Here is a 17991-nt window from a genome sequence, read left to right as displayed (position 1 = left end):
ACTAAAAATTTAATATAATTATTATTGTTACTTAGAATCTATAATTATAATATAAAAGTAAAAGTCATTTTTATGTCTATTAATTAAATTTTATAAATATAAATATTAAGTATAAATTATACTTATATAATTTATTTACTAGTGTTTCCATTTTTTTTAAAATGACATAATTATAATCAATTATGAAAATGATTTATAAGGCAATGGCAATAGCATTAACATTACTACTTGTATTTGGCATATTCACAGTTGTACAGCCACATCAAAAAACACTGGAAACAAAAAACTTTCAGTGCGACGTATCGTCATACTACTATGTTGTGGCCCATTATGATAAAAACTGTCTTTATAATAATAACGTTGCCTACTATCCTGAAATACTATATACAAATATAACCAAGAATCTAACAATATATGACTATGTTTCAATGAATTCAAGGGTAAACACAAGCGTTGAAATAATGCAGCAGGTTTTAATAATATCAAACTCACCAAAATGGGAAAAGATCGTTTATGAAAACATAACAAGGATAAGTTTCAATGGCACATATAATAAGGAAATATATCTTCCTGTAAACTTTACAGAATACCAAAATGTAGAAAATCATATAGATGCTGAGCTTGGCTATCCGGACCCTGGATCAGTTTCAATTGTAATAAACTCCACGATAAATTCTGCCTCTGGCAGCAGTGAGACCGGCATAGGCATATCAAGCTCATCAAGGGAGTACTCATTTAATTACGGCTCACCGGCATACGTTGATTCATATAGTATCAAAACATCAAGGATAGGGTATCCTTATATAAATATTCAGTTAATATACTCTTATATAATCGTTGCCGGATCCGCGGTATCATTAATACTTCTTGTTTCACTGTCAACGCCAAAAAGCGCAGGAGCATCCTTGAAAAAAACACTCTCCGAGAATGATATAATAGAGGTTGATTACGAGGTGAATGGAAGCATGAAGAGATTATCAACGTTTGACGATCTTGCCAAACTGGCAGAGATATATGAGGATCCCATATTTTACAGCAAGCCACAGAACATATTCTTTATAGAGCATGATAATATGTATTATTTTTCAGAGGTTAAGGATGAGGATTAAACCAGAATACATATCAATAATAATTTTTATTGCGGTTTATCAATTAGAGGTTATTATAATACATAATAGCTGGCTTCTGGCATTATTTCCTTTAATTGCACTTATCTATTTTGTTAAAAATATAAAAATAAGCTTTAAAGATTCATACAAGGGTGTTTTATATGCATTGATACTCATATTTATAATACTTGAGCCTGCTATAGCATTCAAAAAGATAAAACTGATATTTATTATAAATGCAATACCAAATATATTATTATATTCACTTATACTTGCCTTTTCATTCTCAATGTTATTTCTTGTTATAACAAGGTCAAACAAAAAGGCCGCGGTAAGGAATATTTTTTTTATCATCGGTAATATTTGCACTATCCTCCGTGCCATACAGTGCATACATGGATGTAAAAAATTTGTTTTCTTTAATACTCTTTGAGCTGCTTTTTTTGATCCTTGCTGGATTTCTATCAGAATTTATATATTATAAAAGTGATTTTAACTTTTTATTATTGTTTCTGTTTTTATTTGTATTCTATTTTTACAGTAATTTAACAATATTAATCTACGTTTCAAAGTATTTTCAGCTTGTTTACAGTGTAATTGCCATATCTGCGGTGCTGTTAATTGTACAATACACATTGAAGGGCAATGTATATATAAATAAAATATTAAAGGAAAAAAGAAAGCCAAGGATAAAGGTAAACAAAAGGATGGAAAAGGGCACAGTCATATTGATTGCATCGATGCTGGCATTTGCCGGCATTGCATATATTATTAACAGTGAGCACTACGTTGTTGCAGATCCAACAGGAAGCATGTACCCTGTTATAAAACCCGGGTCACTTTTATTTGTTGAACCGGTAAATCCTAAAACCGTTAAAATAGGCGATATAATAGAATTCAATGCCCCATGGAAGAACGGTGTTTATTACGCCCATGAGATTATAAGAATATGCTATATAAACGGATCAGAGTACGTGAGAACAAAAGGGGTCGCAAATCCATCGGAGGATCCAATGCCGGTTCCATTGAAAAACATCGTTGGAATAGTGGTTTTTAATTTACCATATGCGGGATATCCGATAATATACAGCAAGCTAACCCTCGCCATAATAATATCAATTCTTATAGTTTTTATATCAATTCCAGAAAAAAGGCGTTATAAACACCATTTTAAATCCCGGTTAAAGTAGGCATTGAAATTTGTCATTAACATAAAGTTATCAAGTGTTTTTGAACTTATTTTTATTATATCGTCCACCTCAGATTTTGTATCTGCAATGAGTTTCATTGAAAAGCCACTGTAAAACTGCCTGTAAACAAGATACCTTTGATTTAGAAAATCTATCTTTTTTAGTTTATTTATTGTTTCATTTATCCTGCCATCAGGACAGAAAACAGTCAATGCTTATTATATTTGATTTTACCATTCTTACGTTAAAGAACAGGGTATAATAAAAGTACTCATTTTTTACAAAGTAGTCCAGGGCACGCTTTGCTGTTGCAGGATTTATATTAAGTGCCTCTGCCACACTCTTTGCTGTAAGGTTAAATGGTTCTTTGTATGATATATAATTTAGTATTTTTCTATGTATATCGTTGATTCTTGCCTTTTTTATATCCATTGGCACATTGTTTATATATATGTAAACAGGGTCTATCACAGCCTTTATTACCTTCATCTCCTCTATGGCCATTTCATAGGAATTGGCTATGATTATTATTGTTGCAGTTTTATCAGGTATTTCTATTCCTGAACTGCTCTCGACCCTTCCATAGTATATTGATTCTATAAAATAAAGATCCATCAATTTTTTAATATCATTATCATTTTCATATGATGACATAACAATGTATCTGTAAAATCCAAGAAGTGAGGATCTAACATTTATTCTTACTGTATTTACAATGCCGTTGTTGCCAAAAACCTTGTTCCATGCATAATATGTACTCGATGGTGATATATTAAGACTCCTTGATATATTATACGGTGTCGGCCTCTCAGAATAGGATCCGGAATTTTCCGGCCAGTTAAATCTTCTTATTATTTCTATGTTTATATCATTTTTAATGGTTCTATGCAAGACTACTCACCGTGCTCAAACTGTCCACCTTCAAGAGCGTCCTCCTCGGCAGCCGCAGCATCCTCCGCTATATCATCGCTTTTTATGCTATTCTTTCTTAACTTCTTTAAAAATTCCTTCTCCTTCTTTTTGTCTTCCTTATCTGCCATAAAAACACCGTATTATAGTATTAATTTTATTCTTCTATATAAATATTTCATTTCCTTTAATATAATAAAAATGCAAAAATGTTTTATATATGGTAATAAATATATATTATGGATGAAATTACAAGAACCATTTTTAGATCCTGGAACTGGCCTAACGAGGAATTTAATACATTTTCAACAAGGCCAACACCATATAATATATCAAAATATAATTATATAAATCCTGGTGCCGTTTACAAATCATGGCATATTCTGGTCGATTCAGGCTATATAAAAAAGCTTGCATTGATTCCTTCGAATGAGATCGTGGCAAGGCAGGTAATTTTAATTCCCGGGAATAGTATAAAAATTTCAAAAATATTTGACCGGTTATCAGGAATATATTTCATAGAGTCAATGCATCTTGGCCATATCTATGAATCATCCGGCATTTTTTCCATTAATGCAAGCTGGGTCTTCATTATTGAGATTTTGAACTCCCCACTGAACATACTGGACAAAAATATAAGAATAATAAATGACATGCTTAATAATGAATACAATATATTAAAAATCACAAATTATGATTATAATTTTTCCATGCCGGATTATCTTAAGGATCTATACAATTCCATAGCATACAAGGATATATACGATATAAATCTAAAGGTGATTTCAGACAGGATAAAAAAATCTGTAAAAACAGTGAACAGATAGATAAATTTCATGCTTCAAAACAAATACTTTTATTTAATGCCTGTAATTGATCAAAGAATGCTTTCAAAAAATCTTTCACAGAATATCTTTGTTGTTACATTAAAAATTGAGGATTCAGAGAAAAATTTAAAGAGAACAATTAATTCAATGCCACTGGTATCACAGAGGTATCTATTATTCAGGTTCTTTGGTGATATTGCCGTGATGCTTTTTTACTATGAAAACGTAGATGAGCTGGATCTATGCCTCTCTGAAATATCAAAAAAATTTAATGATTTTTCCATAGTAACAAGGTTTAATTCATACTTTAACAGAGATTTAATATAAAATTATGGATCAATCCTTTTATTAATGTACTCCGGGTATCTAATATTATACCTGCTTATTGAATATAAAAACACGTTAATGATTGAATCAATGTATTCATTTTTGTTCTCCACGTATTTTATCGATCTTATGTTAAGATCCTTTAAACTTTTAATAAAATCATCGATGCCTATCTCGCCCCTTATCATGAGCTCCATGCATCTGAAAAGTTTTATCTGTGCCTGGTTTCTGTTTTTTTCTGCGATTGACCTTCCCTTAAGTATCATTTTATACGCATTTTCAACATCACCGTAAAGCATGGATCCCTTTATTATATCTATTATATTATTTACATACATAAAAATCACCTAGATTTTCATGGCATAAAGATGCATAATTCCAAAAACCGGTTCCGGATAGATGCCGAAAAATATGGATACAAGGAGCATGGTTAATAAAATCAGGAGTTCGTATCCATTTAAATCATTTAATTTACCAAGGTTTTCATTGTAAATGCCATAGAGTGAACGCTGTACCGCCCATAGAAAGTATCCGGTGGCTATCATTAGTCCTGCAACAATAATTAACGTTAAAAGACCTATCGAATAATAGGATCCAACTATTATTGAAAACTCACCGATGAAACCTGCAAGTGCCGGAACACCAAAAGATGCAAGCATTGAGATCATAAAGAACGACGATGCCATGGGAATATTTCTTTGAATACCACCAAGGCCGTATATCTGAAGCGTACCGGTTCTTTTATAAATGTAGAAAAGCGATGCAAAGGCAAGTGATATTACAAAACTATGCGCTACTGTTTGATACATGCCTCCAGAGAGGTCAAGAACCCTTGGATAACCGCTTGATATTACTGATGTACCAAATGATACAAGAACAAAGGACATCTCTGCAGCGCTTGAATATGCTATCATTCTTTTAAGGTTTGTCTGAAACATTGATGTTAATGAAAAATAAACAATACCAATGATTCCAGTGGATATTAATATGTATATCAAGATTTTTGGGAAAAGGCCTGATACAGGATACAAAATACCAAGAAGACCATAGCCGCCCATGGAGAGCAGGCCACCTGAGAGCATTATGCTTCCAGGAAACGGTGCAGTGTAATGTGCATTTGGCAGCCACTCGTGAAGGGGAAAGGCTGGTAGCTTTATAAGAAATGCAGCAAGGAAGCCGAAGATTATAAAATAGTATCCTGCCCTTGGTATTGTTCTCTGAAAGTACGGATTCATTAAAGTATGTATCTGAAACGTTAATACATTTGTATCAATGAAATAGTAGCCGGACAATGTAAAGATGCTTAAAAGCAAAAATAATGAACCAAGATGCGTATATATAAAAAACTTTAATGATATAAGCCTTTTATTATTGCCGCCGTACCTTGAGATAATTATAAACATTGGAATTATGACGACCTCCCAGAAAACGTAGAAAAACAGAAAATTCATCGATGCAAAGAATCCTGATAATCCAAAGCCTGTTATCATGATCAGACCATAGAATGATGGATTATTATAATCAGAGATCATTAATGCAAATAACGTTACAACCATGGACATTATTATCAGGGCATCCGTGAAACCGGTCAGCCCAAATGATAATGTTATATAAAATGAGAGCCCAGAATTTGAATATGAAACAATATTGTAATTAAATACCGATATTAATGAGCCGTTGTAGTTTATGAATTTAAATATCGAATATAATATAAAAACAAACGTTATGATTAATGTATACAATATTGAAAAGATCCTGGCATTATCCTTGATGAAAAATGCGGCGATTGAACCTGTTAAAAATGATAATAATAATATCTCAAGAATCATAGCATCACCATAAACTCAACAATTGTAAATATTGCAGCAAGGCCACCAAGCAGGAAGATTATATAATATTCTAATGAACCATTTTGAATCCTTTTTAGCATGGTACCGGTTTTAACAATTTTTCCTGCCATATTATCAAGAAAATTATCATATATTCTATCAAAAATGCCCGTAACAAAAGATATTTCAATAAAAACATTGGCTATATAATTATAGAATCTATCAATATAGAACCTGTTTCTTATTATATTGTATAAACCTGAGTTGAAATTTATATTATATATAATGTATGCAATGTAAATACCAGAAAGCGCGGCAATTACCGTTACTACCTCAATGTAGGCAGGTGGTGTATATATATAAACATGCGGATCTATAAATTTATAGAAATTATACCTGAATGGGCCAAGGAACAGTGATAGAAATGCTAATATTATCAACGGTATTAAATATATAAATTTTGGATCTTTGGCATTTTCAGCAGCCTTTGTTTTTGTCTTACCAAGAAAAATATTAAAGTACATTCTAAATATATAAATGGACGTAACAGCCTCGGTTATTAATAAAAGCATGAAGGGTACAATATTCCCGGTTCTTTCAAAGTATGCATAACCAAGGAAAACTATCTCATCCTTTGAATAGAAGCCTGCAGTCGGCGGAATGCCTGCAAGCGTTATGGAGCCTATAAGCATTAATATTGCGGTTGCCGGCATTTTTCTGAACAGGCCACCAAGGGATCTTATATCCCTTGTTTCAAGCGTGTACATCATTACAACGGCCGCGGACATGAATAGCAATGCCTTAAAAACGGCATGGACAAGCAGCTGGTACATTGCAAATGAAACACCGGAATAGAAAAATATTCCGGACATGCCAAGTGCCGAGAACATGTATCCAAGCTGGCTCATGGTTGAATATGCAAGTATCCTTTTCATATCATTTACAGCGATGCCCATTAATGCACCAAGTATGGCTGTAACAGAGCCAATAATGGCTATTGTATACATTGAATATGAATAATAAAACAATGGGAACAGCCTTGCTATTATATATACACCTGCAGTAACCATTGTTGCAGCATGTATCAGCGCGGATACCGTTGTTGGCCCCTCCATGGCATCAGGAAGCCAGACATGCAATGGAAACTGTGCAGATTTTGATAATGCACCTATAAATATAAACATCAATGAAAGTGTCAATGTGTATTTTCCAATTATTTTTGATATATAACCTGAATTTGATATTAGGTATGGTATACTTAAAGGACTGGCCGGATCTATTCTGTTAAGTGATACATATATAATCGATAGGCCAATAATAAAGGATAGATCACCAAGCCTTGTTATTAATAATGATTTCTTTGCAGCATATGCTGCATTAGGCTTAAAGTACCAGAAACCTATTAAAAGATATGACATTATGCCGACAAGCTCCCAGAACAAAAAAGTAAATACAAGATTTGATGAAAGAACAAGGCCAAGCATTGAGGCAACAAATATGCTTATCTCTGAAAAATAGGTTCTATTCCTTGGGTCTTTACCCATGTAAAATACTGAAAAAACGTTTATTATTAATGATACTGACAAGACAATAAAAGCCATTATTAAGGATAGATGATCAATATAAATTCCAAAATCTATGTTATAAAACCATGTGTAATGAACATATATATTCCCTCCATAAATATATGCATCAATTAATATTAACAATGATGCGAGAATTGCCAATGAACTGTAAAGACCTGTAAATCTTTTTAACAGGTATTCTAATGGAAATCCTGCAGCTGGAATGATTATAATCAATAGATAAAGGCTGATCATTATTTCACCATTAATTTTGTTTCAAGCTATAACCTTAAATATTATTAAATATAAATCTTTTTTTATTATATTGAATAAAGGATAAATTTAACCCTATAATATATAATATGATATATTTTTATTTAAAATCAAAAAAATAAAGGTTATATAATAAATAAACATAACATTTTTAATTAAGAAATAATGATACTATATAACATTATTTATTGATAAATATATTTAATACTGGTATTAAACAATCATGGATAAATTTATATTATCGGTACCGATATTATATCGGTACCGATGAAGTTTATCTTTGGCCGTGAGCTTGATTTAAATGAATTATACGACAGAAAGGATGAAATTTCAGATATATTAAAATCATATAAAACCAGGCAGCCTCTGGCAGTTACAGGTTACAGAAGAATGGGAAAATCATCAATATTAAATGCCGCAAGATCAATTCTTGAGAAGAATGACGTCCTGGTTGTAAAATTTAACATAGAGGGCATAACAAGTGTAAATGACTATTCATCAAGGCTGCTGAACGCACTTATTGATTCAATATCAAAAAGATACAGGTTGAAGTATTACAGGGAAGAAATAAAAAGGAAGATAAACCTTTTTCTTGGCGGTATTGAACAGATAGGAATAAGATTTGATAATTTTGAATTTATATTAAAGAGATACAATGATTATCTTGATAATAGATTAAAGGCATCAGAGATTATTGAAAATATTATTGATATGCCTGAAAAATTTGCCGAGGACCTTGGAACAAAAATGGTTTTAATGATCGATGAGTTCCAGTACATAAGAATGCTAAAGGAGCCTTTTCCAGAAATATTAAGAACAATGCGCTCAAGATTTAATGAACATAAAAATGTAAATTATATTATATCAGGATCTGAAACAGGAATACTTGATGAAATGCTTAATAACCATGACGAACCGTTCTATGCCTTTTTTAAAAACATTGAAATAGGCCCATTCAACCATGATCAATCCATTGATTTTCTGTCAGCTGGATTTAAAGATATGAATTTAACATGTGATATAGAAACACTTGAAAAGATATATATTATAACAGGTGGCATACCTGCCTGGCTTAACCTTGCAGGCATCGATCTCTCATGGAATAAATGTTCAATAGATTCATTCCTTCAGGATCCAACGTATAAAAATATTATAAATCATGAACTATCAATGCTTACAAGGAATGAACTATCATTAATCAAAATGTTATCATCAGGCAAGGGCTTTAACGAAATAAAAATTTCAAACAAATATCGTGTTGTAAAATCACTTATAAGGCATGGCCTCGTGAGGAAAATAAATAATGAGTATAAAATATCTGATAACCTTATTAATTATTATCTAAGAATTCAATAATAAAATCAAAGCAATCATCTTAATGAAAGGGCAATGCCTATTAAAAATACGATGCCTATAAATGAATTCAATCTAAAAAAGGTCATTATTTTATTTATATCATTCCTTATAATTAAATGCTCTTTAATCATTATTGTATATATTATTAAAAGAGCTGTATAATAGTATAAAGAATTTATTATTATACCGGAGATAAAAAACAAAACAGCGGATGAAATATGAAATAAATCTGATGCATAAACCCCGTTTTTTATTCCGTAGGTATTAACAATGGTTTTAAGCCCATTTATTTTATCGTATTCAATGTCCTGTATGGTATATATAATATCAAAACCGGCAACCCATAATGCAACTGAAACCGATATTATATATATTAATGGATTGTATGTAAAAGCCGGTTTTACCGCGAGATAACCACCGATGACCCCAAGGCCTATGATTCCACCCATGAAAATATGCCTGATTGCTGTATACCTTTTCAAAAATGGATCAATTATAAACATTATAACAACAAAAAATGAAAGATAGAAAACAAGGTAATTTAAAAGAAATGTGCATATTTCAAATATAACAATGAAGATTAATGTAAATAAAATTGCATCCTTCATTTTTATGTTACCTGAAACAAGGGCCCAGTCTTTTTTTCTTGGATTGATCATATCGTATTTTTTTCCAATTATCCTGTTTATTGACATTGCAGAGGTTCTTGCAGATGCACCTGCAATTAAAATTAAAAGAAATTTTATATAATGAATATAATGGGATGCTATTAGCATGCCTGCCAGAATGAATGGAAGATCAAATAACATGTTTTCAATTTTTATATAATCCAAATATTTCTTTAGCACAGTATGTCATTAAAAAAACAATAAAAATAAATATTCATTTCATTAAAAATGTTCATTTAAGATCTTAATTGATAAATAAATATATGTATAATTATAAGGCATAAATATGGCCGTATTAAAATTATAATAAATGTGCAGTCACTGTATGTTTAAACCCATCATTTTATGACTTTTTATCAATCAATTTAAATTATGCAATAGAAAAAGCTTTTTAAAAATTTAATTTTACCATTAATAAATGAACCTTTATAATAATGCGGAGGGTCGGATTTGAACCGGCGAACCCCTTCGGGAACAGATCTTGAGTCTGTCACCTTTAACCTGACTCGGTAACCTCCGCTCAATAGTGTATTAAATACTTTCTTATAAACATTTAACATTGACAGGCATTGTACATCAATTTTAATATTTTGCATGTCAATTTCAAATAAAAATCATTTATAACATTTATAAAAACATTGATAAGGCAGTATTATATATTTTCCTATTCTATACTATTATTACTGATAAATAAATTTTTATACATGTAATATTTTAAAAGATTATGGAGGACAATTTAAAAAAATCAGGCCTAAAAAGGGGATTCTCTTTGCATGATGCCGCCATGTTTGGCATCGGTGGGGCCATAGGTTCAGGTATATTATTTGCAGTTGCCGGTGGAACAACGTATGCAGGTCCTGCAATAATAATATCATGGATCATTGCGGCCATCATGATCGTCATTGTAACAATACCATATGCGGAGTTTTCGGCGATGGCCCCCAGGGGAGGGATCAGCGCCAGGATCTCATACTATTCATATGGCAGTTACGGCGGCTTTATGTCCGGCTGGTCCCTCTTTCTCTGGGCAGTTTTAATTCCACCCATAGAGGCCGTTGCCGTTTCAGAATATGCATCATATTATATAAAGGGGCTTTACAGCTCTGTTACCGGTTTTCTTACACCAGAGGGCATTGCACTTTCGATAGCGCTTACAATACTATTTGTCTTCATAAATCTGTTTGGCATAAGAAAATTCGGAATTGTAAATAATGTATTAACGTGGTTCAAGATTCTGGTTGTTGTTGCAATAATTGTTATAGTGCCACTGTTTGTTTTTAGGCCATCAAATTTTACAACACCATCATTCATGCCATCAAACGCATCCGGAATATTAATAGCAATACCTGCCACAGGCATATTGTTCTCATTTGGCGGCTACAGGCAGGTGGCAGATATGGCAGGCGAGATAAAAAATCCAAAGAGGAACCTTCCAAGGGCAATAGGCATAACACTGGCCGTGCAGAGCATATTCTATATATTAATGACAATAATTGTTGTTGGTTCTGTCAACTGGACAGGTCTTAAAACGGCTCCTGGAAGCTGGTCTGTTGTTGGCAGCCTTGGATCACCAATAGTTACAATAATACATTCAAATATAGCATATTTACATGGTTATGCGGTTCCGGTTCTATCAGGATTGATAATACTTGCACTTATATTTGCTATTTTTTCACCAATGGGCACATTTGGCGTCTATCTTACAGGAAGCTCAAGAATCATATTCGGCCTTTCAAGGGAGGGCGCAATACCATCATTCTTTGGGAGCACAACAAAGAAGGGCACTCCATTATATGCAATAATACTTGTTGCCGTCATTGGGGACCTGTTTTTAATACCATTTCCGAGCTGGTACACATTAACAGACTTCGTTGTTGTTGCGGCAGTGGTAAACTTTGCAATAGTTGCAGCCTCTTTACCTGTTATAAGGAAATTATACCCGGAAATAGAAAGGCCATTTAAGGTGCCATTTGCCACTGCCTGGTCATTTGTTGCATTTATAGCATCATCAATATTAATTTACTTTGCAACATATCCGGATACGCTTTATGCATTGGGTGCAACCCTTGCCGGCAGCGTTGTCTTTATTTACCAGGCCTATAAAAAGCATTTTCAGGAGCTTTCAATAAAAAATTCACTGTGGATCCCTGTTTATATAATAGTTATGATTATAATATCATACCTTGGCAGCAGTTCAACCGGCGGTATAAACTTAATAAAGTATCCATATGACATAGTATCTGTCATAATAGTAGGCATTGTTTTCTGGTTTGTATCACAGGCATCAGCTCCAAGGTCCGTTAAGGGCGATATGGAATCATTAATAAAAAATGCTCCTGAGGACGTTTAAAAATCAATTTTTTCTTTTAACTATGTATTTTGTTATTGTTTTATAAGATTCCTCTGTGAAAAACGCCCTGCCACAATTTGGGCATACATAGGCCTCATAATCCCCAAGAGATGTTCCCTTATATATAAATGGCGCATTTTTTAACTCCATGTTAATATTGCAGTGCGGGCAAACCTTTACATCCATGTATTATGATTGCGAATATGCATATAATGATTTTCCAATAAAAATTTTACCTGATAACAAAGTTAAAATTAATTTATTATATGCTTGTTCATGGAAATCAGAAGAGAGAAGGTAACAATAAATAGAAATGAATACATATACTATCCATTAAGCCAGCTTGGTCCTGAGGTTAATAATCTTCCATACTCAATAAAAATATTATTAGAAAACGTGCTAAAAAACTACGATAATTCAGAAATTAACGATAAAACAATAGAGAATATATTAAAATTAAGGTATGGTTCAGATATAGCGTTTAAGCCCTCAAGAGTTGTCCTTCAGGACTATACCGGCATACCATTAATTGTTGATCTTGCAGCATTAAGGGAGTATTACAAGAAGAAATCACTTGATCCAGAAAAAATAAATCCTGTAACAAAATCAGATTTAATTATAGATCATTCAATAATAGTTGATTCATTCGGAAACGGCGATTCCATAGTAATAAACATGAAGGATGAGTTCTCAAGGAACATAGAAAGGTACAAATTTTTAAAATGGGCAATGGAATCATTTAAAAACCTTAGCATTGTACCTCCAGGTCACGGAATAATACACCAGATAAACCTTGAATATCTTTCAAGAGTTGCATTTTCAGAGAACAATGTAATGACAGCTGAAAGTTTAATAGGAACGGATTCGCATACAACAATGATAGGCGGCATAGGCGTCCTTGGCTGGGGCGTTGGCGGCCTTGAGGCAGAAGCCTCCATGCTTGGAGAGCCATATTACATGGTGCTTCCGGAGGTAATCGGTGTAAAAATTATTGGAGATATTAAAGAGGGTGTAACCACAACAGACATTGTTCTTTACATAACAAATAAGTTAAGGGCAAGAAACGTTGTTGGCAAATTCGTTGAGTTCTTCGGGGATATTAATAAATTAACAGTTCAGGATCGTGCAACGATATCAAACATGGCACCTGAATACGGTGCAACAATAGGCTATTTCCCTGTTGATGACGAAACCATAAAATATATAAATAATACAAACCGCGACGGTGAAACTGTTAAGGAATTCTTTAAACTTCAGGGGCTATTCTACGATGGCCCAAAAAATTACAGCGATGTTGTTGAAATAGACCTTGGTGACATTGTTCCATCCATGGCCGGTCCAAAGAATCCTGATGAGCTTGTTACACTGGATCATTTAAAGGAAAATGTGGAAAAGATTATCGAGGGCGGGCATGACGGCGACGTTGTAAAAAATGGTTCTGTTGTAATCTCTGCAATAACAAGCTGCACAAACACATCCAATCCAACGGTTTTGCTTGGCGCAGGCATACTTGCAAAGAAGGCATACAATCTCGGGCTTTTCCCGCTGGATTATGTTAAGACAAGCCTGGCCCCTGGATCACAGGTTGTCACAGAGTATTTAAAAAATACCGGCCTGCTTGAATACCTTGAAAAATTAAACTTCTACGTTGTTGGCTATGGCTGCACAACATGCATAGGCAACGCCGGTCCCTTAATACCTGCAGTTGAGAACGATATAAAAAAGAACAATGTAAAGACATTCGCGGTGTTAAGCGGAAACAGGAACTTTGAAGGCAGGATAAATCCATACATAGCGGGCGCCTACCTGGCATCTCCAATACTTGTTGCGGCCATGGCAATTGCAGGAAGATTAAATTTCGATCCATATAAAGAGCCAATAGCAAAGGATAAAAATGGAAATAATGTATATTTAAAGGATATATGGCCAACACTGGATGAGATCAAGGAATACATAAACATGGCAAACGATCCAAAGCTTTATAAAGAACGCTATAAGGATGTCTTCTCAGGGGATAGTAACTGGAACTCATTGTCTTCAGTAAATGACGTTTTATACAATTTTGATGATAAATCCACATATATAAAGATACCCCCATGGCTCTACCTTGAGCCCGTAAAGGATATAAAAAATGGCAGAATTCTTGCAATCTTCGGCGACAAGGTAACAACGGATCATATATCACCGGCAGGCCCAATATTAAAGGAATCCGTTGCGGGAAAATATTTAATGAGCCTTGGTGCAACTGAAATGAACACCTTTGGTGCCAGACGTGGAAATCATGAGGTTATGCTCCGTGGTGGTTTCTCAAACCCAAAGCTCAGAAATTTAATGAGCGATGAGAACGGTTATACAATACATTATCCGGATGGCAAAAAGATGACAATATACGATGCCGCAATGAAATACAGGGATGAAAATGTACCACTTGTAATCTTTGCAGGAAAACAGTACGGTTCTGGCAGTTCCAGGGACTGGGCGGCCAAGGTTACAGCATTAATGAATATAAAGGCCGTTATAGCAGAGAGCTTTGAAAGGATACACCGCAGCAACCTCGTTGACATGGGCGTTGTTCCAATACAAATAGATAAAAAGCCCGAGCTTAAGGGCGATGAAATCATAGAAATAAATGGCCTTGAGGATCTAAAACCAGGAATGGATATAACAATAAAAATAAATGGAATGGCATTAAACGGGAAGGTCCGTGTTGATACCGAGCAGGAGGTAAAGTACATTAAAAGCGGTAATATTTTGAAATATATAGCAGAAAAAAATTAATTAATAAACATTTTGATATTTTAAATAAATACTAACTTAACATTTATCAGTTTATTATCTGTATTTTTTGCTTTCTTTTTAAATAAGTTCAATAATGTAAGTTTTATCAAATATTTGATTTGATTGCTAATTAAACCTTAAATATTTCGAAAATATATTATTATTATGAATTCCGTAATTCTCACATCGGATCGTGGAACATTTACAAATTTTGGTGGGATGTCCACATTGGGATATGTTGCCTGCCTGCCTTACAGGGTGGTTCCAAGACCGCTGATGAATTACATATTCGCACCAGAGGTAAGGATGAAAAACGGCGAGCCTGAATACGTTCCATACGCACTCAGAAAGGTCGAGGCGGCATTGCACGCAAATGGAATAACCGATGTATCAATAATACCACCGCAGCTGCTTGAAAAATATGTAAATGAAAATACAAAGGTTCTTGGAATAAACGTTCATGACCCTTACGGACTAAGCCCGGTAACATTTAAATTAACGATGCTCTTCGGCGGTGGTGAGAGCTGGACGGCTAAATTCTTCGATGAGCTTTCTGAAACTGTGTCCAGATTGAAATCAAAATATCATTTTAAGGTCATAATAGGCGGGCCGGCTGCATGGCAGATAGGTCTTAAAAAACCAGACTGGGTTGATACAGTATTCAATGGTGAGGCCGAGCTTGATTTTCCATTAATTGTTAAAAAGGCACTTAATGGCGAGGAATTGCCAGGAAGCATAACCGGAAGGATGCCAAAGGTAAATGAAATACCGACAATAATAAAGCCCGCAAGATTCGGCGAGGTTCAGGTTACAAGGGGCTGTCCCAGGGGATGCCAGTTCTGTTCAATAACACCTGAGACATTTAGGAGCATACCATACGAGGACATAGAAAAGGAGGTAAAATTAAACCTTTCAACAGGCTACAGGGATATAGAGCTTGTATCAGACGATATACTTCTTTATGGCCAGAAAAAGCTGCAGGCAAACGAGGAGGCGCTTGTAAAGCTTTTCACAATGGTGAAAAACCTTGGTGCAAGGTACATAACATTTCCGCACATATCTGCACCCGGGGTTTTAAGTGCTCCAAAGGTCGTTAATGAAATATCAGAAATAGCAGGTTTAAAGGAATACATGGCGGAGGCGCCCGTGGTTGGTCTTGAAACCGGCAGCGTAAAAATCATGAGGCATTACATGAATGCAAAGCCATTCCCGTGGAAACCGGAGGACTGGAAATATGTTATAACAAATGCAACACCGATAATGAACGATGCTGCAATATTCCCATGCTATACAATGACCATAGGATATCCCGAGGAAACAGATGATGACCTTGACCAGAGTATAGATATAGCCTTATCAATAATAGATAATAAATTCAAGGCATGGGTCTTTCCATTGCCGGTTATACCAATGACATCATCGCATATAAAGGACAATCCATTTCCATACATGGATAAATTACCATCAAAGTACTGGGATCTTTTATACATATCATGGAAATACGACCTTTACATAACAAGAATCATGATGCCGCACATGAGCAAAAAGATGAATCCTGTGCTAAGCGGCATAGTAAACATGATGACAAGCAGCATATTCTCGCACATAGAGGACGTCTTCAGGGAGCTTGCCGAAACACACGGACACAAGGCCGAGGACTTTGCAAACATAAACCTTAACACTGTTACCGGTTTTATAAAATCCATGTACTGGCTTACCAGGGCAACCGTATCAACATCGGCCAGCAGGAATCCAAAAAAGATAAGTTCATGAATTTTTTAAAGCATTTTTTATTATAATAAATGTGTTTTTTAATGAATATATGTAAAGCCCGTAAACACCGATGCTTATTATTAATATTGAATACTTGAATAACTGAAGTCCAGTTTCAATGTAAAGTAAATAGTTTGCAAATGTTGATATGCCGCTTGGAAAGACATAGGCCCAGGTCGCAACTGATGGTTTGTTCCTGAAATGGAAAATGGCCATGACCAGACCGGTTAAAAACGAAAGAACCTCAAAGCCCCAGAGCATTGTTGAAACATCAACAGCAAGGTACTCTGGAACATAGAATATTTTCAGCTTATTAAAGATCGGCATAAATAATAAATTTATCGCAATCATGCTGGATGCACCCAGCGGTATCATTGTTGCCGGGGCCTTCTGCCTGCCATTGTTCATGTGTGCCATTATTGATATGTTCCCTATAAAGATAAATTGAAGCACGGCTATGCCGGTTCCGGCCATTATTAACATGTACATTGAAATTAATATATCCCTGTAATTTATAAAATAATCAAGTGTTGGCGGCATTAAAATAGAACTTAAAATGATGTTTCCGGCAAGTGATATAATTGGTATCAAACTGGTGTATGCTATATTTTCATATTTTATTGCGCCAGTATAAATCCTGTATGATAAAAGCAAATTGAGTATTACCATATATGCATAAAAAAAGTAATAAAGGTATAGCATTATAAATGCTATGTCTCTATTAATTCCAATGTATGCATAGAAAAAGAACGCCAGTGCAAAGTAAAGTATGCCTATAAAACCAAAGAATGGAAACTTCTGTATATTAAACGAATCATCTATTATATTTCCGTTTCCAGATATGTAATAATAAAATAAAGATACTAAAACAAAGAAGAATATGAATAAATCCAGGTAATAAACGTAGCTGCCTATTCTAAATATTATGCTATTATTATAGACAAGCGAGATCAAATATAATGTAAGCGAAACCGACAGAGTTCCAACGACAGGCCCAAACCATTCAGGGCCGGCTCCCCTATATTTCATGGATCGTT

The 17991-nt window shown here is 34.1% G+C and carries 18 protein-coding genes and 1 tRNA gene; 9 read left to right on the top strand and 10 right to left on the bottom strand.

All coding sequences use genetic code 11. The annotated features are described in order from the left end of the window. Nucleotides 1-182 precede the first annotated feature (182 nt). Genes B8780_RS00220 through B8780_RS00210 form a run of 3 tightly spaced genes read left to right on the top strand, consistent with a single transcriptional unit; the run spans nt 183 to nt 2299 of the window. A complete protein-coding gene (locus tag B8780_RS00220) occupies nt 183-1109 on the top strand; it encodes a hypothetical protein (RefSeq protein ID WP_084272257.1) in 927 nt (308 codons plus the stop codon). Next, on the top strand, nt 1099-1542 hold the full coding sequence (locus B8780_RS00215; RefSeq protein ID WP_084272255.1) for a hypothetical protein: 444 nt from the start codon (nt 1099-1101) through the stop codon (nt 1540-1542). The genes B8780_RS00220 and B8780_RS00215 overlap by 11 nt, the downstream gene beginning before the upstream one ends. Beyond that, the gene (locus tag B8780_RS00210) at nt 1505-2299 is read left to right on the top strand and encodes a signal peptidase I (RefSeq protein WP_084272253.1); all 795 of its coding nucleotides are present in this window, start codon (nt 1505-1507) and stop codon (nt 2297-2299) included. Before B8780_RS00215 ends, B8780_RS00210 begins: the two co-directional genes overlap by 38 nt. On the opposite strand, the gene B8780_RS00205 is transcribed toward B8780_RS00210, so the two are convergent. Genes B8780_RS00205 through B8780_RS08045 form a run of 3 tightly spaced genes read right to left on the bottom strand, consistent with a single transcriptional unit; the run spans nt 2266 to nt 3339 of the window. After that, on the bottom strand, nt 2266-2511 hold the full coding sequence (locus B8780_RS00205; protein WP_084272251.1) for a hypothetical protein: 246 nt from the start codon (nt 2509-2511) through the stop codon (nt 2266-2268). The genes B8780_RS00210 and B8780_RS00205 overlap by 34 nt on opposite strands. Next, nucleotides 2492-3190, bottom strand: coding sequence for a hypothetical protein (locus B8780_RS00200; RefSeq protein WP_084272249.1), 699 nt, complete (start codon nt 3188-3190; stop codon nt 2492-2494). The genes B8780_RS00205 and B8780_RS00200 overlap by 20 nt, the downstream gene beginning before the upstream one ends. A gap of 2 nt (nt 3191-3192) precedes the next feature. Further along, the gene (locus B8780_RS08045; RefSeq protein ID WP_011177727.1) at nt 3193-3339 is read right to left on the bottom strand and encodes a hypothetical protein; all 147 of its coding nucleotides are present in this window, start codon (nt 3337-3339) and stop codon (nt 3193-3195) included. A 108-nt stretch (nt 3340-3447) separates the two neighbouring features. On the opposite strand from B8780_RS08045, the gene B8780_RS00195 reads away from it, so the two are divergent. Then, on the top strand, nt 3448-4035 hold the full coding sequence (locus B8780_RS00195) for a hypothetical protein (RefSeq protein ID WP_084272247.1): 588 nt from the start codon (nt 3448-3450) through the stop codon (nt 4033-4035). Between the two features lie 9 nt (nt 4036-4044). Next, the gene (locus B8780_RS00190; protein ID WP_153274192.1) at nt 4045-4362 is read left to right on the top strand and encodes a hypothetical protein; all 318 of its coding nucleotides are present in this window, start codon (nt 4045-4047) and stop codon (nt 4360-4362) included. 2 nt (nt 4363-4364) lie between these two features. Here the strand turns inward: B8780_RS00190 and B8780_RS00185 are convergent, their stop codons facing one another. Genes B8780_RS00185 through B8780_RS00175 form a run of 3 tightly spaced genes read right to left on the bottom strand, consistent with a single transcriptional unit; the run spans nt 4365 to nt 8011 of the window. Beyond that, nucleotides 4365-4700 carry a hypothetical protein gene (locus tag B8780_RS00185; protein ID WP_084272243.1) on the bottom strand — a complete coding sequence of 112 codons (336 nt, stop codon included), beginning with the start codon at nt 4698-4700 and terminating at the stop codon, nt 4365-4367. Nucleotides 4701-4709: 9 nt separating this feature from the next. Then, nucleotides 4710-6191, bottom strand: coding sequence for an NADH-quinone oxidoreductase subunit M (locus B8780_RS00180; RefSeq protein ID WP_084272241.1), 1482 nt, complete (start codon nt 6189-6191; stop codon nt 4710-4712). Next, nucleotides 6188-8011 carry an NADH-quinone oxidoreductase subunit 5 family protein gene (locus tag B8780_RS00175; protein WP_084272239.1) on the bottom strand — a complete coding sequence of 608 codons (1824 nt, stop codon included), beginning with the start codon at nt 8009-8011 and terminating at the stop codon, nt 6188-6190. The genes B8780_RS00180 and B8780_RS00175 overlap by 4 nt, the downstream gene beginning before the upstream one ends. A 285-nt stretch (nt 8012-8296) precedes the next feature. Here B8780_RS00175 and B8780_RS00170 point away from each other — a divergent pair, with 285 nt between their 5' ends. Further along, nucleotides 8297-9385: an AAA family ATPase gene (locus B8780_RS00170; RefSeq protein WP_011177732.1), complete on the top strand. Its 1089-nt coding sequence runs from the start codon at nt 8297-8299 to the stop codon at nt 9383-9385. A gap of 14 nt (nt 9386-9399) precedes the next feature. On the opposite strand, the gene B8780_RS00165 is transcribed toward B8780_RS00170, so the two are convergent. Further along, entirely contained in the window at nt 9400-10233 is an 834-nt protein-coding gene (locus tag B8780_RS00165; protein ID WP_269087900.1) for a UbiA-like polyprenyltransferase, read from the bottom strand. Between the two features lie 255 nt (nt 10234-10488). Beyond that, nucleotides 10489-10573 (bottom strand) — tRNA-Leu (locus B8780_RS00160). A gap of 204 nt (nt 10574-10777) precedes the next feature. Here B8780_RS00160 and B8780_RS00155 point away from each other — a divergent pair. Next, nucleotides 10778-12403 carry an APC family permease gene (locus B8780_RS00155; RefSeq protein WP_084272237.1) on the top strand — a complete coding sequence of 542 codons (1626 nt, stop codon included), beginning with the start codon at nt 10778-10780 and terminating at the stop codon, nt 12401-12403. 3 nt (nt 12404-12406) lie between these two features. Here B8780_RS00155 and B8780_RS00150 read toward each other — a convergent pair whose 3' ends face one another. Next, nucleotides 12407-12589 carry a DUF7479 domain-containing protein gene (locus B8780_RS00150; protein WP_011177735.1) on the bottom strand — a complete coding sequence of 61 codons (183 nt, stop codon included), beginning with the start codon at nt 12587-12589 and terminating at the stop codon, nt 12407-12409. A gap of 90 nt (nt 12590-12679) precedes the next feature. Here B8780_RS00150 and acnA point away from each other — a divergent pair, with 90 nt between their 5' ends. Both acnA and B8780_RS00140 read left to right on the top strand, forming a co-directional pair. Beyond that, on the top strand, nt 12680-15181 hold the full coding sequence (gene acnA / locus B8780_RS00145) for an aconitate hydratase AcnA (protein WP_084272235.1): 2502 nt from the start codon (nt 12680-12682) through the stop codon (nt 15179-15181). A gap of 165 nt (nt 15182-15346) precedes the next feature. Beyond that, nucleotides 15347-16954: a B12-binding domain-containing radical SAM protein gene (locus tag B8780_RS00140; protein ID WP_011177737.1), complete on the top strand. Its 1608-nt coding sequence runs from the start codon at nt 15347-15349 to the stop codon at nt 16952-16954. Here the strand turns inward: B8780_RS00140 and B8780_RS00135 are convergent. Beyond that, a complete protein-coding gene (locus tag B8780_RS00135; RefSeq protein ID WP_084272233.1) occupies nt 16949-17983 on the bottom strand; it encodes a TDT family transporter in 1035 nt (344 codons plus the stop codon). The two genes, B8780_RS00140 and B8780_RS00135, sit on opposite strands and share 6 nt — an antisense overlap. Between the last annotated feature and the right edge of the window lie 8 nt (nt 17984-17991).

Source organism: Picrophilus oshimae DSM 9789, assembly GCF_900176435.1.
Lineage (GTDB): Archaea > Thermoplasmatota > Thermoplasmata > Thermoplasmatales > Thermoplasmataceae > Picrophilus > Picrophilus oshimae.
This window is presented reverse-complemented; position numbering and strand designations above follow the sequence as displayed.